Annotated in this window: 22 protein-coding genes; 7 read left to right on the top strand and 15 right to left on the bottom strand. The window is 63.8% G+C overall.

The genetic code is table 11. The features are described from left to right. Window positions 1-44: 44 nt before the first annotated feature. A complete protein-coding gene (locus OP494_RS10055; protein ID WP_280540585.1) occupies window positions 45-932 on the top strand; it encodes a LysR family transcriptional regulator in 888 nt (295 codons plus the stop codon). 68 nt (window positions 933-1,000) lie between these two features. On the opposite strand, the gene OP494_RS10050 is transcribed toward OP494_RS10055, so the two are convergent. The 11 genes from OP494_RS10050 to OP494_RS10000 all read right to left on the bottom strand — a co-directional run bounded on the left by OP494_RS10050 (window position 1,001) and on the right by OP494_RS10000 (window position 12,475). Beyond that, window positions 1,001-1,693 (bottom strand): DJ-1/PfpI family protein, encoded by a 693-nt coding sequence (locus tag OP494_RS10050; protein ID WP_280540584.1) that lies wholly within the window; start codon window positions 1,691-1,693, stop codon window positions 1,001-1,003. Between the two features lie 156 nt (window positions 1,694-1,849). After that, window positions 1,850-2,563, bottom strand: coding sequence for a LysE family translocator (locus tag OP494_RS10045; RefSeq protein WP_280540583.1), 714 nt, complete (start codon window positions 2,561-2,563; stop codon window positions 1,850-1,852). A 66-nt stretch (window positions 2,564-2,629) separates the two neighbouring features. Further along, entirely contained in the window at window positions 2,630-3,220 is a 591-nt protein-coding gene (locus tag OP494_RS10040) for a SagB/ThcOx family dehydrogenase (RefSeq protein ID WP_280540581.1), read from the bottom strand. A 128-nt stretch (window positions 3,221-3,348) separates the two neighbouring features. Then, on the bottom strand, window positions 3,349-4,506 hold the full coding sequence (locus tag OP494_RS10035) for a GGDEF domain-containing protein (RefSeq protein ID WP_280540580.1): 1,158 nt from the start codon (window positions 4,504-4,506) through the stop codon (window positions 3,349-3,351). 252 nt (window positions 4,507-4,758) lie between these two features. Next, complete coding sequence (locus OP494_RS10030; RefSeq protein WP_280540579.1) at window positions 4,759-5,973, bottom strand: TraB/GumN family protein; 1,215 nt, start codon at window positions 5,971-5,973, stop codon at window positions 4,759-4,761. A gap of 109 nt (window positions 5,974-6,082) precedes the next feature. Then, window positions 6,083-7,294 carry a serine/threonine transporter SstT gene (gene sstT / locus OP494_RS10025; RefSeq protein ID WP_280540578.1) on the bottom strand — a complete coding sequence of 404 codons (1,212 nt, stop codon included), beginning with the start codon at window positions 7,292-7,294 and terminating at the stop codon, window positions 6,083-6,085. A gap of 220 nt (window positions 7,295-7,514) precedes the next feature. Next, complete coding sequence (locus OP494_RS10020) at window positions 7,515-8,963, bottom strand: TrkH family potassium uptake protein (protein ID WP_280540577.1); 1,449 nt, start codon at window positions 8,961-8,963, stop codon at window positions 7,515-7,517. Window positions 8,964-9,009: 46 nt separating this feature from the next. Further along, entirely contained in the window at window positions 9,010-10,383 is a 1,374-nt protein-coding gene (trkA, locus tag OP494_RS10015) for a Trk system potassium transporter TrkA (protein ID WP_247620294.1), read from the bottom strand. A 100-nt stretch (window positions 10,384-10,483) separates the two neighbouring features. Continuing rightward, complete coding sequence (locus OP494_RS10010) at window positions 10,484-10,690, bottom strand: dodecin (RefSeq protein ID WP_040242962.1); 207 nt, start codon at window positions 10,688-10,690, stop codon at window positions 10,484-10,486. Window positions 10,691-10,726: 36 nt separating this feature from the next. Next, window positions 10,727-11,374 carry a nicotinamidase gene (locus tag OP494_RS10005; protein ID WP_280540575.1) on the bottom strand — a complete coding sequence of 216 codons (648 nt, stop codon included), beginning with the start codon at window positions 11,372-11,374 and terminating at the stop codon, window positions 10,727-10,729. A 198-nt stretch (window positions 11,375-11,572) separates the two neighbouring features. After that, on the bottom strand, window positions 11,573-12,475 hold the full coding sequence (locus OP494_RS10000; protein WP_280540574.1) for a LysR family transcriptional regulator: 903 nt from the start codon (window positions 12,473-12,475) through the stop codon (window positions 11,573-11,575). Between the two features lie 193 nt (window positions 12,476-12,668). Between OP494_RS10000 and OP494_RS09995 the strand changes: the two genes are divergently transcribed. Continuing rightward, entirely contained in the window at window positions 12,669-13,835 is a 1,167-nt protein-coding gene (locus OP494_RS09995) for an MFS transporter (protein WP_280540573.1), read from the top strand. A gap of 90 nt (window positions 13,836-13,925) precedes the next feature. Here OP494_RS09995 and rsmB read toward each other — a convergent pair whose 3' ends face one another. The 3 genes from rsmB to def all read right to left on the bottom strand — a co-directional run bounded on the left by rsmB (window position 13,926) and on the right by def (window position 16,826). After that, complete coding sequence (gene rsmB / locus OP494_RS09990; RefSeq protein WP_280540572.1) at window positions 13,926-15,242, bottom strand: 16S rRNA (cytosine(967)-C(5))-methyltransferase RsmB; 1,317 nt, start codon at window positions 15,240-15,242, stop codon at window positions 13,926-13,928. Next, window positions 15,239-16,213 (bottom strand): methionyl-tRNA formyltransferase, encoded by a 975-nt coding sequence (gene fmt, locus OP494_RS09985; protein WP_280540571.1) that lies wholly within the window; start codon window positions 16,211-16,213, stop codon window positions 15,239-15,241. The genes rsmB and fmt overlap by 4 nt, the downstream gene beginning before the upstream one ends. Before the next feature lie 100 nt (window positions 16,214-16,313). Next, window positions 16,314-16,826: a peptide deformylase gene (gene def / locus OP494_RS09980; protein WP_246895095.1), complete on the bottom strand. Its 513-nt coding sequence runs from the start codon at window positions 16,824-16,826 to the stop codon at window positions 16,314-16,316. Between the two features lie 249 nt (window positions 16,827-17,075). Between def and OP494_RS09975 the strand changes: the two genes are divergently transcribed. The 5 genes from OP494_RS09975 to aroE all read left to right on the top strand — a co-directional run bounded on the left by OP494_RS09975 (window position 17,076) and on the right by aroE (window position 21,785). Further along, on the top strand, window positions 17,076-17,987 hold the full coding sequence (locus tag OP494_RS09975; RefSeq protein WP_280540569.1) for a peptidoglycan-binding protein: 912 nt from the start codon (window positions 17,076-17,078) through the stop codon (window positions 17,985-17,987). 11 nt (window positions 17,988-17,998) lie between these two features. Then, entirely contained in the window at window positions 17,999-19,138 is a 1,140-nt protein-coding gene (gene dprA / locus OP494_RS09970; RefSeq protein ID WP_280540568.1) for a DNA-processing protein DprA, read from the top strand. A 260-nt stretch (window positions 19,139-19,398) separates the two neighbouring features. Further along, window positions 19,399-19,956, top strand: a complete 558-nt coding sequence (locus OP494_RS09965; RefSeq protein ID WP_280540567.1) for a Sua5/YciO/YrdC/YwlC family protein — start codon at window positions 19,399-19,401, stop codon at window positions 19,954-19,956. Window positions 19,957-20,037: 81 nt separating this feature from the next. Beyond that, entirely contained in the window at window positions 20,038-20,958 is a 921-nt protein-coding gene (gene hemF, locus OP494_RS09960; RefSeq protein WP_280540566.1) for an oxygen-dependent coproporphyrinogen oxidase, read from the top strand. After that, window positions 20,955-21,785, top strand: coding sequence for a shikimate dehydrogenase (gene aroE / locus OP494_RS09955; RefSeq protein ID WP_280540565.1), 831 nt, complete (start codon window positions 20,955-20,957; stop codon window positions 21,783-21,785). Before hemF ends, aroE begins: the two co-directional genes overlap by 4 nt. Window positions 21,786-21,897: 112 nt before the next feature. Here aroE and OP494_RS09950 read toward each other — a convergent pair whose 3' ends face one another. After that, complete coding sequence (locus OP494_RS09950) at window positions 21,898-22,713, bottom strand: M48 family metallopeptidase (RefSeq protein ID WP_280540564.1); 816 nt, start codon at window positions 22,711-22,713, stop codon at window positions 21,898-21,900. Window positions 22,714-22,810 lie beyond the last annotated feature (97 nt).

The following is a 22,810-nucleotide window of genomic DNA, read 5'->3' as shown; positions in this document are numbered from 1 at the left end:
CTATGCTGGACGGATCCGTTCGATCAGGGAAACGAGTCATTCCAATGGCAGCCATCGGCATTTCCGATAATACGCAATTGGCGGCGCTGGACAGCGATCTGCTGCTGGCGTTCGTCACCGTGGCCGATAGCGGTGGCTTTACCGCGGCGGCGCGCTATCTGCACAAGACGCAATCGACCATCAGCCTGCGTATCAATACGCTGGAGACACGGCTCGACACGCGGCTAATCGAACGCGGCAGTCGACGGCTCAAGCTGACCGACGATGGCGAGACCTTTCTCGTCTACGCGCGGCGCTTGTTACAGCTGCAACGCGAAGCGATCGCCGCACTCGGGCGTTCGCAGCCGGTGACACTGCGCTTCGGCCTCCCCGAGGATTACGCCGATACCTGGCTGCCGGCATTGCTCGAACGCTTCGGCGCCCAGCATCCCGATGTGCACGTGCATATCCACTGCCGCATGTCGACGGAGTTGCTGGAGCAGCTTGAGAAGGGATCGTTGGATATCGTGCTGGCGGTGCAGCATGAACCGAGTAGCGGCGGACGCCCGGTGACCACGGAGGAAGTGGTGTGGGCGGCGCATCGGCGTTTCGAGCTCGACGCCGAGCGGCCGATTCCGCTGGCGCTGTTTCCGGAGCAGTGCGTTTACCGGCGTCGGGCGCTGGCCGCGCTCGCCGACATCGGTCGCGATTGGCAACTCGTTTCCACCAGTCAGAGCCCCAGCGGATTGAAGGTCATCGTGGGGCAGGGCCAAACCTTGACGGTCAGAGAGCGGCGTTTGCTCCCCGAGGGGTGGCAAGCGTTGGGTGCCGCCGAAGGTCTGCCGCCATTACCACCGGCCGTGCTCGAAGTACATCGCTCCCCCAGCCCGATGCATCCGGCCTTCGATGACTTCGTCGCCTTGATCGCCGAGGTGCTGGAGGAGGGCGGTTAATACGAATGAAATAACGCGTAACAGCATATGACGCAATGCGTTATATAGGGTCGGAGGGATCATCAAGGCTAGCGACGTGTGGCGTAACGCTCGGCCAGGTGTTGCGCCTGGCGGTAACGTGAGGCCTGCAGCTCGGCCATGTCGGCGACGACGTGGTCGTGGATAGTGGCTGGGGCTGTTTCGGGGCGTCCGGCATCAAACGGCGGCGCGGGCGCATATTCGAGAATCAGTTGAGAACGCTGAGCGGTCTCGTCATCGGTTAACTCTGCGATGACGGTCAGCGCGAAATCGATTCCGGCGGTGACACCGCCGCCTGTGATGATCTCGTCATCGCGCACTACACGCGCCGGGTCCGGGATGGCACCGAACAATGGCAGCATGTCGCGCCACGCCCAATGACAGGCGGCTCGTCTTCCGTGGAGCAGGCCCGCCGCTCCCAGAATCAATGAGCCGGTGCATACCGAGGTCACGAACTTTGTGGTGCCGGCCAAGTGTCGAATGGCGTGGATAAAACGGACGTCCTCGGCCGCATCGAGGCAGCCCAGGCCACCGGGAACGCAGAGAACGTCGCAAGCCGCGATGTCTGTCAGGTCGTCCAGGTTGGAAAACGTCAATCCTTGGGCGTCAACGGGCTCCCCGTCGATGGAGGCTACCACCACGTCGATTTGCGGCACACGCGAGAAGAATTGATGAGGCCCGGTGAAATCCAGGTGCGTTACGCCGGGGTAGATCGGTATGACGATACGTATCTTCGATTCCACGATAGCTGCCTCTTTAGAGCGGGTTCGAGGTGTAGAGTAGCCTGTACCGTGATAGTCTCAAATGACCTATAACCCTCGTTATCCGCCATGACGCTATCGTTTGGCTTTCGTCCCCTGGCACTGCGCCGTATTGGGTTGGATCATCGATCTCCCGTTTTAAGTCTGGCGTTTCGCCAACGCCAACCACCCGGCCAGGCTAACCATTAGCGAGCCGCTGATACCATCCATCCAGCGTTGCCGACTCAGACTGATTCTGCCGCGCCCGAGTAGATGTCCCGCGCCGGCATAGAGCAGCGCGCAAACGAACTCGATCAAGATATAAGCCAGCCCCGCCAGCATGATGGCCGGTGCGAACGACACGCTATCGGCATGCAAAAACTGCGGCAGGAAGAGCGCAAACAGCACATATGCCTTGGGGTTGGAGAATGCGACCAGCGCTTCCCGGCGTAGCAGCGGCCAGGCCTGCGCGGTCTCGATGCCCTCGCTCGGGCTTACCGCTTTAGGCCGCCAAGCCGTCAACAACGACCGCACTCCAAGATACAACAGATACGCCACGCCAATCCACTTGAGCACGTTGAAGAACACCGCAGAGGTGGCCAGCCAATGCCCGAGCCCCACCGCGACACCGACCACCATCAAGGCGAACGCTGCGAAGCGTCCGCAGGCCGCTGTCATGGCAGGCGCGACACCGACATGGAAACCATTGGAAAGCGATAAGAGCTGATTGGCGCCAGGCGTTAAAGCCATGACTATGGACGCACCGATCAGGAGCGGCCAGTCGATGGAGGTAACCGCACCCGGGAACGCCTGTGTCATGACCACGATGATAAGCGCCATCAGGCCATTGCAGAATAATGGGACGCGGATCATGGTCACTCCTTCCTTGGTGGAAAACCGTCAGTGGCTCTCGGACATCATTTATTTTGTCGGGGCCCGTTACTGCTTAGCAGCCGGCCAACCGAAGCACAAATGGATTAGCGGCGTTATAGGCGCTTCGAGGGCCAGCGCTTCTGCCGTGGCCTCGTCGCGGAAGCCGGCGACGAGCACGCTGCCCAGTCCTTCGGCCGTTGCTTGTAACTGAATGTTCTGAGCTGCGGCGCCTGCCTCGATCCAAGCATAGCGTTGGCCGCGTGTCCCGTAGGGCGGTTGATCGCCGAATGCCTGTGTCGCGGCCCCCATGTCGGCACAGATCGTGATAATGCCGGAAGCCTGGCCGATCCAGGGTTGGTCCTCGAGTGCAGCTTGCTGGAGTGCATTTCGTATGTCGTGGTCGAGGTGCGTTTTGAGCATGCGGCTTTCGGGATCGAAGGTGTAGGTTGCCGCGTCCAGGTCGCGAATGCGCCCAGCTATTGCCAGTAGATGCAGCGGATATAAAGCTCCCGCCGAAGGCACGCTGCGCCTACTGCCGGCATGAGTGATGCCTTGGGCAATCTCAAGCAGCCTGTCGAGCAAGGCGCGAGGAACCGTCTGCGGGCTGAAATCACGACAGCTATAACGCGACCGGACTGTGTGCTCGAACGAGGCCATATTTCTCTCCTTGGTTTGCATGGATTAGGCGATGTGCAGCTCTGCCCGAGGGTGATGCCGACAGTTCGGGTCGTCCAAGACTAATAGCCGAATATGTCGGATCGCTAGGTCAGGGCACATTTGCCGGCTCAGGCCTGCTCGGTCAGTTCCTGAAAGCATCCCTTGCCTTGCCGCTTGGCTTGGTAGAGGGATTGATCCGCCTGGGCGACCAAGCGCTCCAGACGGTTGCGATCCATGCCTCGCCAATCCTGGCAATGCACGAGTCCGATGCTTAGCCCTATTCCCGGATAGGTGTGCTCGATGTCGGTAGTGATATCGATGAGTCGTTGTGCAACGATGCGACTCGCCTCAGGGTTGGTACCCGGTAGGAGGATCACGAATTCATCGCCACCCCAGCGTGCGAGGATGTCGTCACTTCTCAAGGCGTCGCTCATTGCGTTGGCAATGTGGCGAAGAAGCTCATCGCCCGCCATGTGGCCGTAAGTGTCATTGATGGTCTTGAAGCCGTCGAGATCCGAAAAGAGCAGGCTAGCCGGGAGTGGTGTGCGCCCCGGCCCACGAATCGAGAGGGCCTCGCGGAACCAGCCTTCCCGATTAAACAACTCGGTCAGTGGGTCGAGGCTGGCCAGTCGCCGGCTGTGATACTCCCCGAGCAGAGCCTGGGTCGACATGTCGTAAAGGGAATGGATCATCATGCGCAGCCCCATCCAGAAGAAGGGGCCCTGCAGTACGAATATCCAGAACCATGGCTCCGGCTGGAAGGGGACCGCGAGTTTGAGAGGCAGGTCCAGCAGCAGGACCTGCAGTATGGCATAACGGGGAGTCCCGTGAGAGAAAGCGGCTGCGGCCGCTGCCAGTGCGACCATGGACGGGATGGCCAATACTTGCAGAACCGGGTCGCCGCTGAGTAGGCAAAGCGCGGTGCCCAGCCCGGTCGTGGTACTCCAGAGCAGATTGGCCAGGTAGATCTGATCGGCGGGTGTAGCGATACGCTGGCGCCATTGCCGCTTGACCTGGTAATGGAGCCCGGCGCGGTAACCCGAAATCGCGAGCGTGGCCAGAAACCAGAGCCAGAATAGTGGTGCCGGATGACGGGAGAGGGCGATGAGCGTCAGCATGAGTGTCGTGAGCGTCCCGGACCACATGACGGATGTCTGGGTGTTGGGGCCCAGCAGCAGGCGCTGTTGAATATGTAGGGGCAAGCGGCTGTCGCAGAGCAACCAGTACATGAAGCGCCAGCGCGGAATGGAATACGCGTTGTGGTGCATGTAACGCTTGTCTGGCATACGGGCTGCCCTCGTCAGGAAGAAACGTCGTTATGCAGCGACTGGTCTGTCACTTGCTGCAAAAAGTCGCTGCCTTCGTTATTAGGGCTGAGCGTGCCTGTATTTTGGGCGAGGCTCCAATAATTTTATCGGCAAGGAAGGCGCAGGCAATGCCTGAAACTTGCCTAGAGCTCTCGAGGGCAGTCTGGATGATCGGCCTTTTATCGGCCGTTCGCGCTGCCCCGTGAGCAAGAGGGTGGTGCAGTTATTTACTTACCCGAACAATTGCCCGGCGATGCGTAGCCCGGCGATCCAGGTGCCGGCGGCGGAGCCTAGCGTGGCGAGCAGGAATACCAGCAGTGTGCGGGCGACGCGGTTTTTCCACCAGCCGCGCGGTGCGCTGACGTCATGGCGCAGGCGCGAGAAGTCCCCCACCGTGGGGCGGCGTATGGCGAGTTCCACGCCGGCGGCGACGAAGCCGGCGCCGATGGTGGGGTTGAGCGAGGTCAGCGGCGCGGCGATGAAGGTCGCGATGATGGTCAATGGATGGGCCAGTGCAATGGCGGTACCCAGCGCCGAGAGAGCGCCGTTGATCAGGAACCATTCGCCGACCAGCGACCAGCCGAGGCCGGTATCGCGGGAGAAGCCGATGGCGAAGCCGGTTAGTACCAGCGCGACGATGACCCACGGCAGGGCTTTCCAAAGCTTGGAGCGCTGCGGGGTGACCTCCAGGGAGCGGCGTTCCTCGTCGATAGCCTCGGTACTGAGTGGTTGCTGCTCCAGCGCTTGCAGGTGTTCCCCTAGGCCTTTCATGTGCCCGGCACCGACGACGACCAGAATATGCCGTGGTGCTTTTCCGGCGACTTCCTCGCGTAGGCGTAGGGCCATGTAACGATCGCGCTCGCGGATCAAGGGAGCATAGAGCGACTCGGATTGTTCGGCGAACTCGGCGAAGGTCGATTCGAGCACATCGCCTTCCTTGAGGCGCTCGATCTCCTCGCTGGAAACTTTCTTGCGCGAGACCACGCTGCCCAGAAGTCCTGAAATCAGGCTCATGCGCTGCCACCAGGGCACGTTGTGATAGATGCGCTTGAGGGTCACGCCAATTTCGCGATCGACGAGATACAACGGCAAGTCCGCACGCTGAGTCTCCTTGATTGCCATCTGCATCTCGGCCCCTGGCGTCACGCCGGACTGCTCGGCGACGCGTTGCTGGAAGGCGCCCAGCGCGAGGCTGGCGGCGACCATGCCGGCCTTGCCCTGGCGTAAGACCTGGAAGAGGTCCATCTTGGCCATGGCGTCGGGCTGGGTGGCGCTTTGGTGGCGCGTGGGGCACAACTCGATGGCGACGGCGTCGAAGTCGCCGGAACGGATCAGCTCGCGAACCTCGTTGGCGCTGGCGCGCGAGACATGGGCGGTACCCAGGAGGGTATATCGGGTCTCGCCCTGATCGATGACCTGGCGAGGGCCGGCGGGAGTATCGGGCATGCGGCGTTTCGCTTCGGTGGCGGAAAAGCTCGATTATCCACGATGGCAGGGGGCGGGCCAAACTCGGCCCCGCTTGATGCTGCTGCGAGCGGGGCGTCGAGCGTACGAATCAGCGCTTGGCGCGGCACGCTGCGGCGGTGAACAACACGTCGGTGGACGAGTTCAGCGCGGTCTCCGTGGCATCCTGCACGACGCTGATGACGAAGCCGATGGCGACGACCTGCATGGCCACGTCATTGGAAATGCCGAATAGGCTGGCGGCCATCGGGATGAGCAGCAGCGACCCACCGGCCACGCCGGAAACGCCGCAGGCAGCGAGCGAGGCGACGATACACAGCAACAGGGCCGAGGCGAAGTCCACGCCGATCCCCAAGGTATGGGCAGCGGCCAAGGTGATCACCGAGATGGTGATGGCGGCACCGGCCATGTTGATGGTGGCGCCCAGCGGAATCGAGATCGAATAGGTGTCGGAGTCCAGGTCGAGGCGCTCGCAAAGCTCCATGTTGACTGGGATGTTAGCGGCGCTACTGCGTGTGAAGAATGCGGTGATGGCACTGCCACGCAGGCAGGCGAATACCAGTGGGTACGGGTTGCGCCGGGTGGCGAGGAATACGATCAAGGGGTTGGTGACCAGTGCCACGAATACCATGCAGCCGACGATGACGGCGAGCAGGTGGGCGTAGTCGAGCAGGGCATTCATGCCGGTATCCGCGAGCGTGCCTGCGACCAGCCCGAAGATGCCCAGCGGCGCGCAGCGGATCACCAGACGTACGATGTTGGAGACGGCATCGGAGAAGGCGTTGAGCATCCCGAGCGTGGTCTCCGAGGAGCCGCGCAGCATCATGCCCAGCCCGATCGCCCACGCCAGAATACCCACGAAGTTGGCGTTCATCAGCGCATGGATGGGATTGTCCACGACGTTGAGCAGCAGGTTGCGCAGGATCTCGGCGATGCCGCCCGGCGGTTCGCCGCTCGCTTGGGGCGCGTCGATGATCAGCGTGGTGGGAAGTGCGAAACTGGCGACGACAGCCACCAAGGCAGCGCACAGGGTACCGACCACGTACAGCAGCAGCACGCCGCGAATATGCGTGGGCTGGCCGCGACGATGATTGGCAATGGCCGCCATGACCAGCAGGAAGACCAGCACGGGTGCCACCGCTTTCAGGGCGGAGATGAACACCTCACCCAGAAGCGATATCGAGGTGGCGGCATCGGGCCAGGTGGTGGCCACGACGATGCCGAGCACGATACCGATGACGATTTGTGGGATGAGCCCTAGGCGGGCTACCGCGCGTATAGGGCTTGCGAGGCTGGTAGACATGACGCTTTCTCGAGGCTGAATAACGGATAAAGGCCCGTCGCGGTGGGCCGGGAAGCGCGCATGGTAGCATTGCCACCATCGCGACACCCGACGAATCAGCCTCGCTGGTCTTAGCCTTTAGTGAGAAGAGAGTGTGAAACCCCGTTAATCCAGCATGAATCGGAGGGTTTTCGCCGATTCATGGTGAATAGTAATTCATGGTGAGTAGTGCCGTATTGGCTCAGCGTCGCCAGAAGGCGGGTGTGAACAGCACCAGGATAGTGAAGATTTCCAGGCGCCCGAACATCATCGCCATCACCAGCGTCCACTTGGCGAGATCCGGCATGTCACCGTAGTGTGTGGCCACGCCGCCCAGCCCCGGGCCCAGGTTGTTGAGGGCCGAGCCCACCGCCGACCAGGCCGTCACCTGATCCAGCCCGGTGGCGAGCAGGATCAACAGCATCAGCACGAAAAGCAGCATATAAGCGGAGAAGAACCCCCATACCGCTTCGGCCACTCCCCCGGAGATGCGCATCTTGCCGACCTTGACCGAAAACACCGCATTGGGGTGAATCAAGCGGTGAATCTCGCGCAGGCCCTGCTTGAGGATCAACAGGATGCGAATCACCTTCATGCCCCCGCCGGCGGAGCCTGAGCAGGCGCCGACGAAAGCGGCGATGAACAGCATGAATGGCAAGACCCCCGGCCACACGGTGAAGTCGGCGACCCCGAAGCCGGTGGTGGTGGCCACCGACACGACCTCGAACAAGCCGTGGCGCAATCCCAGGGTATCGTCGTAGGTGCCGCTCAACATGAGCGTGGCGATGGTGATGCTGACCAGCAGCGCCAGGAAGATCACGAAAAAGCGGAATTCGGGGTCGAGCAAATAATGGCTCAGGCGCTTCTCGCGCCACACCGCGAAGTGGAGCCCGAAGCTCAGCGACGAGACGATCATGAAGAACACGCAAATCAACTCGATGGTGGCGCTGTCGAAATAACCGATGCTGGCGTCGTGAGTCGAGAAGCCACCGACGGCGACGGTCGAGAAGCTGTGTCCGATGGCGTCGAACCAGCTCATGCCCGCCAGCCAATACGCCAAGAAACACGTCAGGGTCAGGGCGGCATAGATGTACCACAAGGCCTTGGCGGTTTCGGTGATACGCGGCGTTAGCTTGGAGTCCTTGAGCGGTCCGGGAATCTCGGTGCGGTAAAGCTGCATGCCACCGATGCCCAGCGTTGGCAGGATCGCCACCGCCAGCACCACGATCCCCATGCCGCCTAGCCATTGCAGTTGCTGGCGATAGAAGCGGATCGACTCGGGTAGCAAGTCGATGCCGGTGAGAATGGTGGCACCGGTGGTGGTGAGGCCGGAAAACGATTCGAATACGGCGTCGGTGAACGATAGCGACGGGTCCGCGGCGAGCATCAGCGGCAGCGAACCGAACAGTCCCAGGACGCTCCAGAACATCACGGTGATCAAGAAACCATCGCGGGTACGCAGTTCGCGGCGCGCATTGCGCGCGGGCCAGTAAAGCAGCGCCCCGGTGATGAAGGTGATGCCTAGCCCGATGACGAAGGCATCCCAGGTGGCGTCGTCGAAAATCAACGAAATCACCACCGGTGGCACCATGGTCAGGCTGAACATCATGAGCAGTAGCCCGACGATCCTCAGGATCACCAGAAAGCTCATGGTAGTCGCCTTGCAGAAACGGGAGCCGTGGGTAACCGATTACTCATCAGAAGAACGTCAGCCCTACCTGGAAAAGGCGTTCCACGTCGCGGATGCGGCGCTTGTCGATGACGAAGAGAATTACATGGTCGCCGCTTTCCACCACGACATCGTCATGGGCGATGAGGACCTCCTTACCGCGCACGATAGCCCCGATGGTGGTGCCGTTGGGCAAGTCGATCTCGTCGATGGTGCGTCCCACCACCTTGGAGGAACGCGAATCGCCGTGGGCGATGGCCTCGATGGCCTCGGCGGCACCACGCCGCAGTGAGTGCACGTTGACGATGTCGCCGCGCCGCACATGCGTGAGCAAACCACCGATAGTGGCCTGCTGCGGCGAGATGGCGATATCGATCTCGCCGCCCTGGACGAGATCCACGTAGGCGGCATTGTTGATCAGCGTCAGCACCTTCTTGGCACCCAGGCGTTTGGCCAACATCGACGACATGATGTTGACCTCGTCATCGTTGGTCAGCGCGCAGAAGATATCGCAATCCTCGATGTTTTCTTCCAGCAACAAGCGCTTGCTGGTCGCGCTGCCATGCAGGACTACGGTGCGGTCGAGACGCTCCGAGAGCACCGTGCAGCGTTCCAACTCATGCTCGATGATCTTGACCTGGTGGCTGTGCTCGAGCGTCTCGGCAAGGCGTTCGCCGATGTTACCGCCGCCAGCGATGATCACCCGGCGGAAGTCCCGGTCGACCTTGCGCAGCTCGCTCATCACCGCGCGAATATCCTTGCGCGCGGCGATGAAGAAGACTTCGTCATCAGCTTCGATGACGGTGTCGCCGTGCGGAATGAGTGCGCGGTTGCGGCGGTAGATCGCCGCCACGCGGGTATCCACGTTGGGCATGTGGCGCCGCAGGAAGCCCAGTTCCTGACCCACCAGCGGCCCGCCGTAGTAGGCTTTGACCGCCACCAACTGGGCCAGGCTGCCGGCGAAGTCGAGCACCTGCAGCGCGCCGGGATATTCGATCAAGCGGCGAATATGGTCGGTGACTACCTGCTCGGGGCTGATCAGCACATCGACGGGAATTGCATCGTGGGAAAACAGCCCCTTGCGCGTCAGATAGGCGGTGGCGCGGACGCGGGCGATCTTGGTCGGCGTGCGAAACAGCGTATGCGCGACCTGGCAGGCGATCATGTTGACTTCGTCGGAGTTGGTCACCGCGATCAGCATGTCGGCGTCCTCGCCCCCGGCCTGGCGTAGCACCATGGGGTAGGACGCCGTGCCGACGACCGTGCGGATATCCAGACGGTTGTGCAGCTCGCGCAGACGCTTGGTATCGATATCGACGACGGTGATGTCGTTTTCTTCGCTGGCCAGGTGTTCGGCCAGTGTGCCGCCGACCTGGCCGGCGCCGAGGATGATGATCTTCATGCGAGGGAATCCGCGCTCAATGACTGGCGCGTAGCATAAACCAGGCGGCGCCCCCAATGACAGGGGCGCCACGGCGTCGTGCCATGGCGCCCGGTGACGTTCAATCGAGTGCTAGGCCGACCTTGAGCGTGACCTGCCAGTGGCCCACGCGCCCGTCCTCGAGATGGCCGCGAGTGTCGGTGATCTCGAACCAGCGCATGCCGTGCAGCGTCTCGCGGGCCTTTTCCAAAGCATTGTTCACGGCTTGCTCGATACCGTGCGGCGAAGAGCCGGTCAACTCGATGTGCTTGTAGACGTGATCGCTCATGGCGTTCTCCTTGCGCTTCAAGTGCGATGGGCTGGCTCAAGCGCCGATGATCTCGACGCCGAGCCGAGTGAGACGCTGCCGCGTGGCGGCGTCCGTGTCGTGGGTGACCGGGCGTGTCAGCGGCCACAGAAAGCGTGTCTTGAAACCCGCGGCGACGGCATCCTCGGCGCTCCACAACACGCATACGTCACGCGCCAGGCCGCAGAGATAGACGCTATCGACGCCGCGTTCACGTAGCCAGCCGGCCAACCCCGTGGTGGGACGTGTGCCATCGGGCCCCAGGTTGTTGCGAAAGGCGCTGTAGGAGTCGACGCGGGGATCGCATCCCTTGCGCACGATGAGATCCACCGGCGCCCAGTCGAGCTCGGGATGCAGCCGGGCGCCAGGCGTATTCTGCACGCAGTGATCGGGCCACAGGGTCTGCGGCTCGCCGTAGAGGTCGAGGGTGTCGAAGGGTTGATAGCCTGCATGTTCGCTGGCGAAAGAGACGTGCCGAGCGGGATGCCAGTCTTGGGTTGCCACGACGTGCGCGAATCGTCGCTCGCTGAGTAACTGGCTCAACCCCGGCAGGATGGCATCGCCATCGGCGCAGGCCAGCGACCCGCCAGGCATGAAGTCGCCTTGCACGTCGATGACGAGCAGGGCGCAGCGCGTATCGATGATCTCGAGGGCATCCTGCAACACGAGGGCTCCACACATGGATGAGATACCCTCAGTATCGAAGCCGCGTACGCTGCTGGCAAGTCGCCAGCGGCGTAGGCCGGCGGTTACGCCTCAATGTTGTGCAGATGCGAACTTCACGCAGACATGCTTTTGCGCAGACGCGCGTAGAAGAAGCCGTCGTGACCGTCGATGCGCGGCAGCTGGCGTGGGTGCCACTCGCTACAGCTGTTCGACCAGGAAGTCGACGAAGGCGCGCACCCTCAGGGGCATGTGGGTGCCGCTCACGAAGACCGCGTGGATCTCCTCCACATCGCCCGGATTATACGCCTCCAGCAGCGGTATCAGCCTGCCGGCAGCGATCTCCGCCGCCACGCTGAAGGCGCCCACCCGGGCAATGCCGACCCCGGAACTGGCGAGCTGGCCCAGGGTGTCGCCATTGTTGGCCTCGATCGTGCCGCGTACGGCTAGGACATGATCACCTTCGGCGCCGCGGAAGGGCCAGGTCGGTTCGACACGGCGGAAATTGAAGTTGAGACAGTTGTGAGCGTGCAGGTCCTCCGGCACTCGCGGCGTGCCGTACTGCGCCAGATATGCCGGCGAGGCGACGATCACGCGGCGGTTGTTGCCCAGGCGGCGGGCGTTGAGCGAGCTGTCCGGCAGCAGCCCGAATCGAATGCCGACGTCTGCCTCGCCTGCGGCAATGTTTACCACGGTATCGGTCAGGTTGATGTCCACCATGATCTCCGGGTAGCGCGCGCTGAACTCGCCCAGTAACGGCACCACGCAGAGGCGCCCGTGGGAGAGCGAGGCGCTGACCCGTAGTCGTCCCTGCGGTGCGCCCAGGTCGGCGATAGCCTGCTCGGCTTCGTCGAGATCGGTGAGGATACGTCGCGCCGCTTGCAGATAAGCGTGGCCTTCCGCCGTGATGGTGAGCGCCCGGGTGGAGCGCAACAACAGGCGCACTCCGAGTCGCGCTTCGATCCGGTCGACCGTGCGGCTCACCGCCGAAGGGGTCAGACCGAGCCGTCGCCCCGCAGCCGAGAAGCTGCCAGCCGATGCCACTGCCACGAATACCTCCAGCGCTCGGGTTCGATCATTCGGCGAGAGTGTCTTTGCATCCATATCAAAACTCCCTGGCCTCATAGGCGGCTACACACGGTCGAGAATGGCTTTTATCTTTGCCTAAACATCAACCAAGGAAAACTGATATGCAACATTCTCGCTTGCGCGTTTCGCCGACTCATGAGGCCCTCGGGGCCGAATTCGCGAGCTCGTGGCGCGATTCGTCCACTCGACTGAACGGGAGGGTCGCGGAATGAAACTCAATCCCCCTCTTCTGGCGCTGTCTACCGGCGCCTTTGCCATTGGTGTCTCCGAATTCTCGCCAATGGGTCTGTTGCCGCTCATCGCCAGCGACCTTGGTGTCTCGATTCCCACCTCGGGGTTGCTGATCAGTGCCTACGCCATCGGCGTGATGCTAGGGGCGCCGCTGATGACGCTGACCACCAGCCGGATGCGGCGGCGCACGCTGCTGATCGGTCTCTCTGCCATCTTCACCCTAGGCAATCTGCTCGCGGCGCTGGCGCCGAACTACGCGATGCTGCTCGTCGCGCGGCTAGTGACCTCGCTCAATCACGGCGCCTTTTTCGGTGTCGGTGCGGTTGTCGCCGCTAGTCTGGTGCCGCTCGGGCGCGGAGCGAGCGCGGTGGCGGCGATGTTCACCGGGCTGACCGTGGCTACCGTGGTGGGGGTGCCGCTGGCGACCTGGGCGGGCGAGCATTTGGGTTGGCGCGAGCCTTTTTGGGCCATCACCGCGCTCGGGTTGATCACCATGGTGGCACTGCGGCTGACGCTGCCTGACCGTCCGGCTCCGGCCGATGGAGGGGCGCTGGCAGAGCTCAAGGTGTTGAGCCGGGCCCCGGTACTGGTGGCGCTGACGCTCACCGTGCTCGGAGCCAGCGCTATGTTCACGGTCTACACCTATATCGTGCCGATCCTGCAGGTTGAAACCGGCGCCTCGATCGGCTTGGTGACTACACTGCTGATGGTCTACGGCCTAGGGTTGACGGCCGGCAACTGGGTGGGAGGGCGCGCGGCAGATCGTTCGGTGGATCGCACGCTGATCGTGACGTTGGTGGGCCTGAGTCTGGTACTGATCGCCTTGGCGCTATTGATGCCGTTCATCGTGCCGACGAGTGTGCTGGTCTTCCTGTGGGGCGTGGCCAGCTTCGCTATCGTGCCGCCGTTGCAGGTGCGGGTGATCGCCGCCGCCGGCGACGCACCCAACCTGGCCTCGGCGGTCAATATCGGCGCCTTCAATCTCGGCAATGCGGTGGGCGCAGCCCTGGGCGGCCTGGTCATCGCGGCCGGAATGGGCTATCCGGCGGTGCCGGCGGCGGGCGCAGTGATGTCCGCGCTAGCACTGGTGGCCGTGCTGCTCGCCGCCCGTGAGCGTGGTGGTGAAGCCGCGGCATGCGGGTAAGCTTATAACGGCGAAATCCATTGCAGCGGGGCGGTGTGGAAGAACACCGCCTCGCTGCGCCTGGGGACGCGGAGTGCTGACGATGGGGACTCAGACGGTTACTTTGCGCAGACGCGCGTAGAAGAAGCCGTCGTGACCTTCGATGCGCGGCAGGAGCTGGCGCCCGGCACCGGCGGGGCGGCCCCAGTCGACGTCGAGTTCGTCGGCGCTGGCGTCCGGGGTGCGGGCGAGGAAGGCCGTGATTTGATCCACATTCTCTTCGGGCATCACCGAGCAGGTGGCATAGAGCAGCGTGCCGCCGGGGGCGAGGGTCGTCCATAGCGTGTCGAGCAGGCGGGACTGCAGCGCGGCGAGCTCGCGGATATCGCTGGGGCGACGCAGGCGCTTGATATCCGGGTGACGGCGAATGACGCCGGTGCCCGAGCAGGGCGCGTCGAGCAGCACGGCATCGAAGGCTTGGCCATCCCACCACTCGAGGTGGCTGGCGTCGGCGGCCAACGTGGTGGCCTCGAGCCCTAGGCGCGCCAGGGTAGCGTCGACGCGGCCGAGCCGCTCGGCGTCGCTGTCCAGCGCGGTGAGTTCGAGATCGAAGGCTTCGAGCAGGTGTGCGGTCTTGCCGCCGGGGGCGCTGCATGCATCCAGCACGCGGGCCCGGGGCGTCGTGGCCAGGGCCGGTTCGAGAAGTGATGCAGTCAGTTGGGCGGCCTCGTCCTGCACGCTCACCGCACCCTCACTGAAGCCGGGCAGGGCGCGCACGTCGCAGGCCTCGTGCAAGGTCACGCCATTTGCTGCGTACGGCGTGGGCTCGGCGGCCAGTCCGGCGTCCCGCAAACGGCCCAGGTACGCTTCACGATCTACGTGGCGACGATTGACGCGCAGCGTCATGGGGCCGGGCTGATTGTTGGCCTCGGCCAGCTCGCGCCAGTCGTCGGGCCAGGCCTCGCGCCAACGCGTGAGCATCCATTCGGGATGCAGCAGCGCGATGCTTGGGTCACGGTCGACCTGCGCTTGAAGCGCCTGGGTATCGCGCTGAAAGCGGCGCAGGCAGCCATTGAGCACACGCGTGGCCCAGCCCTTGCCCAGCGCGCGGGCGGCCCCGGCGGTTTCGCCCACGGCGGCGTGCGCGGGGACACGCATGTACAAGAGTTGATAGAGGCCGAGCAATAACAGCGCCTGGACATCCTGGTCGCGGCGCTTGAAGGACTGGCGCAGCAGAATCTTGGACAGCGCCTCGAGGCGCGGCAGCGTGCGACAGACACCGAAACACAGCGCCTTGGCCAGGCCGCGATCGCGGCCTTCGACACCCGCGGATTCCAAGGTGCTATCGAGGGCGTTCAGCGACCCCTTGCCGTCGAGCACGGGGGCCAGGGCGGAGGCGCAGACGGCGCGAATGTCCGGTGTACTCATGAGGTGGTCTCCTGACCCAGTTGCTGTCCCGGAGCAAAGCGCTCGCCACGGGCGTTGAGCAGATCGCGCACCGCGAGCGGCTTGCCGCCGGGCAGTTGGGCGCGGGTGATGCTCAGCACCTGGGTGCCATTGGTGCCGCAGGCGATGCGCAGCGCATCCGGGGCGCTCTCCAGCAGTGTGCCGGGGGCTGCGGCGGTATCGGACTCAGTGTCGGGCTCGGCCAGCCACAGGCGCAGTGTGTCGTCCGCGAGGCGCGTCCAGGCCACCGGCCAGGGATTGAAGGCACGCACGCGGGCGGCGAGCTCGGCGGCAGGACGCGTGAAATCGAGCTCGGCTTCGGCCTTGCTGAGTTTGGTGGCGTAGGTGACGCCCTCCGCCGGTTGAGGCGTGGCGGTCAGGCCCGTGTCCGCCAGGGCGTCGAGCGCCTCGACGATGGCTTCGCCACCTAGCGCGGCGAGGCGGTCGTGCAGCTCGCCGCTGGTGGTCGTCGCGGTGATGGGCGTGTCGCGTACCAGTAGCATGTCGCCGGTATCGAGGCCGGCGTCCATCTGCATGATGGTCACCCCGCTTTGCGTGTCGCCGGCTTCGATGGCGCGCTGAATGGGCGCCGCGCCACGCCAACGGGGCAACAGCGAGGCATGCACGTTGAGGCAGCCCAGGCGCGGGATATCGAGCACCGCTTGTGGGAGTATCAAGCCATAGGCGACGACGACCAAGACGTCGGCGTCGCAGTCGGCGAGTGTCTGCCGAGCGGCGGCGTCCTTGAGCGTGGTGGGCTGATGGACGGGCAGCGCGTGTTCGAGCGCCAGCGCCTTGACCGGGCTGGGCGTGAGCTTGCGCCCGCGTCCCGCGCCGCGGTCAGGCTGGGTATGCACCGAGACTACCTCGTGGCGGCTTTCGAGCAGCGCCGCGAGGCTGGCGGCGGCGAAATCGGGCGTGCCGGCGAATGCGACGCGCAGAGATTGGGACATCGGGCGGACTTCCGTAACGGCTTGCGGGACCTGGATGAATGCCACGGGCCGGCAAGTGCCGGCCCGTTTGGCGAGTGCGAGGCGAGAGAGGGGTGTAGCCTCAGGCGTCCTGCATGGCCTTGTGGCGTTTCTGCATCTTTTTCATGATCCGATCACGCTTGAGCGGCGAGAGATAGTCGACGAACAGCGTGCCTTCTAGATGATCGCACTCATGCTGGATACAGTGAGCGAGCAGGCCGTCGGCCTCCAGCTCGTAAGGCGTGCCGTCGCGATCCAGCGCCTTGAGCGAGACCCGCAACGCACGCGGCACCTCGGCGTAATGGTCGGGGATCGACAGGCAGCCCTCCTGCATGGGCTCGCGTTCCTCTCCCAGCGGGGTGTATTGGGGATTGATCAGTACGCGGGGCTGTGAGCGATCGTCGCTGACATCCATGACGATGACGCGGCGATGCACGTCGACCTGGGTCGCGGCCAGGCCGATGCCTTGGGCGTCGTACATGGTGTCGAGCATGTCGTCGACCAGCGTACGGATCTCGTCGTCGACGGTCTCGACGGGCGCCGCCTTGTTGCGCAGGCGTCCATCGGGAAATTCGAGAATGGTCAGCTTGGCCATGGCGTTAAGAAAACCGTTATGCTGTCACGTGAAATTTGTCCGCTAGTGTAATGCGCCGCCGGCGGGAACGGAACCGAAAGGACCCCGATACCCCCGATAGCGAATGACCAGGCGGTGCGCCGCCAGCAGCGGTGAAGCGGGGCGACGGAACATGGCAATAGTATAGCAGTGCGCCCTGACGCATGCCGAGGGCCCAAGGCATCGGTGCGGTGAAGGTTGACGTGCGAGCAATCAGAAGAAGAGACGATCATGTGGGCAGGATATGGCGGGAGCGCTGCCGGGTGGTGGCGCGTCGGTACGCGAGTGGGACTCGGGTTGGCACTGGTCGCTATTGTCGGCGCGGCCTACGCCGATGAAGGAAGCAATGAACCGCGTGAGGTCGTGCATTTATCCCCACGTGTGCGTGAAGTGCCGCCGAGCGAGGCGGCCCCCGTCATCGAGCGCCAGACAGTGGCCCCCTTCCTGAACGAATATCGCCTCATCGATTCGCAAGCCAAGCTGGACGATACGCCCTACGTCGTCGCGGGCGAGGAGGGACATCAACTGATCGGCAGTGGTGACCGGTTTTATGTCCGTGCAGGCCAGGAGATCGAGCGCTCGCGTAACGCGCGGCGTGTCATCTATCGCCCCGGCACGACCTACCATGACCCGGAAAGCGACGCGTTGCTGGGCATTGAGCTGCGCGCCGTAGGCGAGGCCCGCTGGGTGCAGCGCGAAGGCGGCCTGGATGTCTTCGAGGTGCGCAAGGCACGTCAGGAAATACGCCCCGGCGATCGCCTGCTGCCGTATCGCCAAGAGCGCCTTTCGCTGACGTTTTCTCCCCATCTTCCAGACCATATCGTCGATGGCCAGATCCTGGGCGTGCCCGAAGGTGTGAACTATGTCGGCCGGCACAGCATCGTGGCGCTCGATCTGGGACACAAAAATGGCATCATGCCGGGGGCTGTGCTGGCCCTGGATGCCGCACCAGCGCAGGTGAGCGACCCTATCGAAGGTGACATCGTGCACGTGGCGGGTGACCCCGGCGGCGTGGCGATGGTGTTCGAAAGCTTCGAGCGGGTCAGCTACGCGCTGGTCATGGAGGCCTCGCGGCCACTGGAAGTGGGCGATGGCGTGAGCACGCCCGAACGGAGTGTGTTGACGTCATTGGAAGTACGGTGAGGAAGGCGCGCATGATGACAGCGAGAGAGTGGTGTGCCCTGGCGCATCTCCCCAAACTCGGCGCGCGGCGTCTGGCGGTCATCCGCCGCGAGCTGGCCATGCAAGGCTTGGCCGATGACTGGCCCGAGGCTTGGCTGGCGGCAATGCCCGCTGGACCACGCGACACGCTGCGGCACTGGCTCGATCACCCCGCGAAGAGCCCTTTGGAGGCGCCGGTCGCGGCGGCCCTGGCGTGGGAGTCGAGCCAGCCATCGCATCATCTTTTGCATCCCGGCCATCCGGCCTGGCCCGCCTTGCTCGATGAAATCGTCGATCCGCCCGCGCTTTTATGGGCCAAGGGCGACCTGGCCGCACTCGATCTGCCGGGCCTGGCCATGGTCGGCACGCGGCGCCCGACCCGCGAAGGCAGCGATAACGCGGCTTTCTTCGCCCGCGAACTCGTGGGTGCTGGATTCGGCATCGTCAGCGGCATGGCACTGGGTGTCGATGGCGTGGCCCAGCGCACGGCGCTGGATACCGGCGGACGCAGCGTCGCGGTGCTCGGCTGCGGTGTGGATGTGATCTACCCGCCCCGTCATGCTGGCCTGTATCGCCGTCTGCTCGATGAAGGTGGCCTACTGCTCTCCGAGCATCCCGCCGAGACGCGGGCTCACGCGCGCTATTTTCCGCGCCGCAATCGCATCATCACGGGGTTGTCGCTGGGCGTGCTGGTCGTCGAGGCGGCCGAGAAGAGCGGCTCGTTGGTCAGCGCGCGGCTGGCGATGGAACAGAACCGCGAGGTCTTCGCGATTCCCGGCTCGCTGCACAACATGCAGGCACGCGGCAACCTGGGGTTGATCCGCGACGGTGCCTGCCTGGTACGCGGACGCGACGATATTCTCGAGCAGCTCGGCCATTGGCAGGCGTTGAACGCGACGTCACCCGAGGCCGACACGGCGACGCCACCGGCGCGTACAGAAGCTCCGGCGCCCTCCGATGTGCCCCAAGACCCGTTACTGGCCCTGTTGGGCACGGCCCCCACGCCGCTGGACGTACTCGTCGAGCGCAGCGAACTGGACGTCGGCGGTTGCCAAATGCGCCTACTGGAACTGGAGCTCGACGGCCAGGCTGCGCAGGTGAGTGGGGGGTGGGTGCGCCGTGCCACGCGCTAAGCCTGTCCGAAAAGTGCCTGCGCTCGACCATGCGGCGTTAAAAATTGGCTCGTGCGCGAGTCCGATCAAAATACTCATTTATCACTTGTAAACTCGCGTGCGAGCCCAATCCGTCTTTTCGCCAATTTTTGCCTTGCCTGCTCGTCGCTCGTCGACTTTTCAGAAAGGCCTAGGCCTGCGACAGCGTGGCACGGCGTCTCTCCCCGCGTGCGTGATAAGATGGCTGCATCTTGTATCGATGTGAAGTGAAATCCTTCGCCATGTCAGAGACCTCCGACACTCTCAATCACGCCGTGGCGGCATTGCGCCGTGGCGCCATCGTGGCTTACCCCACCGAAGCGGTGTGGGGGCTGGGCTGCGATCCCGATGACGATGCCGCGCTGGCGCGGCTGATCGAACTCAAGCAACGCGATCCTGCCAAGGGGCTGATCCTGATTGCCGGGGCGGTGTCGCAATTAGCACCCTGGCTGGAAGGGCTCGACGAGGCGCAGCGCGCACGTCTGGCGGCCAGCCACACGGCGCCCACCACCTGGCTGGTACCCGACAACGGGCGGGCACGTCCGTTGTTGCGCGGCGAGCACGCCACCTTGGCGGTACGCGTCAGCGATCATCCCCTGGTACAGGCCTTGTGCCACGCCTTTGGCGGCCCGCTGGTTTCGACCTCGGCCAATCGTGCCGGCGAGCCGCCCGCGATGAGCGCCGACGATATACGTGCGGCCTTCGGCGAGTCGGTGACGCTCGTCGAGGGGGCGCTGGGCGGCTATGCGCGACCGAGCACGATCCGTGATCTGGCAAGCGGCGAGGTCCTGCGCGATTGAGGCGTGCCGGCGTGTCGTATGCCTGGCGTCATGGCGGGGCGCTACATGAGTCAAACTAACCGATAATCCGAGGAGCGTGACGTGGCACACCCCCATCTCGACAAGGTGAAGGAGTATCTACTCGACTTGCAGGAACGTCTCTGCGAAGGCTTGGCCGCCGAGGATGGCGTAGCCTTTCGTGAAGACAGCTGGACACGCGAGTCGGGCGGTGGCGGTCGCTCGAGGGTGATCGAGAACGGTAGCGTGTTCGAGAAGGGGGGAGTCAATTTCTCGCATGTCTTCGGCGAACGCCTGCCGGCCTCGGCCTCGGCCGCACGGCCCGAATTGGCCGGGCGCAGCTTTCATGCCGTGGGCGTGTCCTGGGTGCTGCATCCGCATAACCCGCATGTGCCCACTGCGCATGGCAATGTGCGCTTTTTCATCGCCGAAAAAGACGATGCCGACCCCGTCTGGTGGTTCGGCGGCGGTTTCGACCTGACGCCGTTCTATCCGGTGTTCGAGGATGTGGTCCACTGGCACCGCGTGGCCCGCGACACCTGCCAGCCGTTCGGCGATGATGTCTACCCGCGCTTCAAACAGTGGTGCGACGATTATTTTAAGCTCCATCATCGCGACGAAACGCGCGGCGTTGGCGGGTTGTTCTTCGACGATCTCAACGAATGGGATTTCGAGCACTGCTTCGCGTTCCAGCAGGCGGTGGGCGATGCCTTCCTCGACGCCTATCTGCCGATCGTGCGGGGGCGGCGCGAGACGCCCTACGGTGAGCGCGAACGCGACTTCCAGGCGTTCCGACGCGGCCGTTACGTCGAGTTCAATCTGGTCTGGGATCGCGGCACCCTATTCGGGTTGCAAAGTGGGGGGCGCACCGAGTCGATCCTGATGTCGATGCCGCCGCTGGCCCAGTGGCAGTATTGTTGGGAGCCCGAGCCGGGAAGCGACGAGGCGCGTCTGGGCGATGAATTCCTGCATCCGCGCGAGTGGCTCGAGGAGGCCGAGGCATGAGCGATCGTTATTGTGTCTTCGGGCATCCCATCGGGCATTCGCGCTCGCCGCGCATTCATGCGCTGTTTGCCGAGCAATGTGGGCAGGCCATGACCTACGAGGCCATCGAGGCGCCGCGCGAGGACTTCGCCGGCGCTTGGCAGGCCTTCGTGGCGGCCGGCGGTCTGGGTGCCAATGTCACCGTGCCGTTCAAGGAAGAGGCGTATCGCGTGGCGGACGTGCTCAGCCAGCGCGCGCGTAGAGCGGGAGCCGTCAATACGCTGGTACACGGCCGCGATGGGCGCACCTATGCCGATACCACCGACGGCGTGGGCCTGGTGCGTGATCTCGAGGCGCACGGCGTGACGCTCGACGACGCGCGCGTTCTCGTGCTCGGTGCGGGCGGGGCCGTGCGCGGCGTGCTCGATCCGTTGCTGGCGGCGGGGCCCCGAACATTGCATATTGCCAACCGCACCGCCGAGAAGGCCGTCAGTCTGGCCGCCGACTTTTATCCGCAAGAAGGTGGGCAGCAACAGGCACGTGTGACGGGCAGCGGCTACGATGCCTTGGAAGGCTCTTATGAGGTGGTCATCAATGGCACTAGTGCATCGCTGGGCGGCGATTTGCCTCCCCTGCCCGACACGCTGCTCACCGATACGGGCGTGGCTTATGACATGATGTACGCCGCCGATCCGACCGTCTTCCTGCAATGGGCGGGCGCTCGCGGCGCTCGCACGATCGACGGTCTGGGCATGTTAATCGAACAGGCTGCCGAGTCGTTCTTCTTGTGGCGGCATGTGCGCCCCGACACTGGGCCGGTACGCGATACGCTACGCCACGAGCTTTGACGTTGCGCAGGCACCTGAGGTCAGGCTCTGGTGTGGGAGCGAATTCATTCGCGATGGAAGTGGCTGACATCATCGGGAACAAGTTCCCTCCCACTGGCTTTTCAGGGCGCGATCAGCGTTGGCAGTTGGGGCGTTTGCCGTTGGCCCGGGCCTGCTCGTAAAGCGGCTTGGCTTCGTCCAGGCGGTCTCGCAAGCCTTGAATGCGTGACTGGTTGCTGGGGTGGGTGGAGAGCCATTCCGGGGGTGCGCCCTGGCTTTGCGAGGCCATGTTCTGCCATAGATCGATGCTGGCGCTGGGATTGAAGCCGGCTTCCGCCATCAAGTCCAGACCCAGCTTGTCGGCTTCCGATTCGTGCTTGCGCGAGAAGGGCAGGATCACGCCGTATTGGGCGCCCGCGCCGAGAAGCCCCATGAGCTGATCGCCGGTGGCGCCTTCCAGCCCCGCGGCCGATTGCAGGATCGAGAGCCCGGTCTGCGTGGCGGCTTGCGTCGACACGCGCTCGTTGGCGTGATGCGCGAGGACGTGTGCTACCTCGTGACCGATGACGGCAGCCAGTTGGTCCTGGCCCTCGGCGATATCCAGCAAACCGCTATTGACCCCGATGTAGCCCCCCGGCAGTGCGAAGGCGTTGGCCGAGTCGTCCTTGAAGACCTTGACCTCCCAATCATCGACCTGCGCATCGGCGGGTACCTCGGCGGTGATAGCATTGGCTACGCACTGCACGTAATCGTGCGTGGCGCCACCGACCTCGGGCAATTTTTCCTGATACTGGGCGAAGCTTTGCTGTCCCATCTGCTCGAGTTCATCGTTGGAAAACAGCGCCAACTGGCTTCGGCCCAGGGGCGACGTGCTGCAGGCGGCGAGCGTGAGGCCGACCATGGCGATGGCGAGCGGCGTGCGTAGGCGAGACGGCAACGTCCTTTTCATGAGGATCTCCTGATGGGTTCTGGACCCGGCAACCAAACGGCTCCAAGATACCCTGATGCCCCGCTGGGTCAACCAGCTATATAGAGGCGGGATTCTA

Origin of the sequence: Chromohalobacter sp. 11-W, assembly GCF_029889905.1 — a bacterium.
Classification (GTDB): Bacteria; Pseudomonadota; Gammaproteobacteria; order Pseudomonadales; family Halomonadaceae; genus Chromohalobacter.
Note: the sequence above shows the minus strand (reverse complement) of the source record. Positions and strands in the feature narration are given on the sequence as shown.

Bases quoted from the DNA above. Each gene is read 5' to 3' on its own strand.
- def (WP_246895095.1), bottom strand. From the start codon at position 16,826: ATGGCCAAGCTGACCATTCTCGAATTTCCCGATGGACGCCTGCGCAAC.
- OP494_RS10040 (WP_280540581.1), bottom strand. From the start codon at position 3,220: ATGGCCTCGTTCGAGCACACAGTCCGGTCGCGTTATAGCTGTCGTGAT.
- OP494_RS09950 (WP_280540564.1), bottom strand. From the start codon at position 22,713: ATGAAAAGGACGTTGCCGTCTCGCCTACGCACGCCGCTCGCCATCGCC.
- OP494_RS10035 (WP_280540580.1), bottom strand. From the start codon at position 4,506: ATGCCAGACAAGCGTTACATGCACCACAACGCGTATTCCATTCCGCGC.
- aroE (WP_280540565.1), top strand. From the start codon at position 20,955: ATGAGCGATCGTTATTGTGTCTTCGGGCATCCCATCGGGCATTCGCGC.
- rsmB (WP_280540572.1), bottom strand. From the start codon at position 15,242: ATGAGTACACCGGACATTCGCGCCGTCTGCGCCTCCGCCCTGGCCCCC.
- OP494_RS10010 (WP_040242962.1), bottom strand. From the start codon at position 10,690: ATGAGCGATCACGTCTACAAGCACATCGAGTTGACCGGCTCTTCGCCG.
- fmt (WP_280540571.1), bottom strand. From the start codon at position 16,213: ATGTCCCAATCTCTGCGCGTCGCATTCGCCGGCACGCCCGATTTCGCC.
- OP494_RS10000 (WP_280540574.1), bottom strand. From the start codon at position 12,475: ATGGATGCAAAGACACTCTCGCCGAATGATCGAACCCGAGCGCTGGAG.
- OP494_RS09975 (WP_280540569.1), top strand. From the start codon at position 17,076: ATGTGGGCAGGATATGGCGGGAGCGCTGCCGGGTGGTGGCGCGTCGGT.
- OP494_RS10055 (WP_280540585.1), top strand. From the start codon at position 45: ATGGCAGCCATCGGCATTTCCGATAATACGCAATTGGCGGCGCTGGAC.
- OP494_RS09965 (WP_280540567.1), top strand. From the start codon at position 19,399: ATGTCAGAGACCTCCGACACTCTCAATCACGCCGTGGCGGCATTGCGC.
- trkA (WP_247620294.1), bottom strand. From the start codon at position 10,383: ATGAAGATCATCATCCTCGGCGCCGGCCAGGTCGGCGGCACACTGGCC.
- dprA (WP_280540568.1), top strand. From the start codon at position 17,999: ATGATGACAGCGAGAGAGTGGTGTGCCCTGGCGCATCTCCCCAAACTC.
- OP494_RS10020 (WP_280540577.1), bottom strand. From the start codon at position 8,963: ATGAGCTTTCTGGTGATCCTGAGGATCGTCGGGCTACTGCTCATGATG.
- OP494_RS10030 (WP_280540579.1), bottom strand. From the start codon at position 5,973: ATGCCCGATACTCCCGCCGGCCCTCGCCAGGTCATCGATCAGGGCGAG.
- OP494_RS09995 (WP_280540573.1), top strand. From the start codon at position 12,669: ATGAAACTCAATCCCCCTCTTCTGGCGCTGTCTACCGGCGCCTTTGCC.
- OP494_RS10045 (WP_280540583.1), bottom strand. From the start codon at position 2,563: ATGATCCGCGTCCCATTATTCTGCAATGGCCTGATGGCGCTTATCATC.
- sstT (WP_280540578.1), bottom strand. From the start codon at position 7,294: ATGTCTACCAGCCTCGCAAGCCCTATACGCGCGGTAGCCCGCCTAGGG.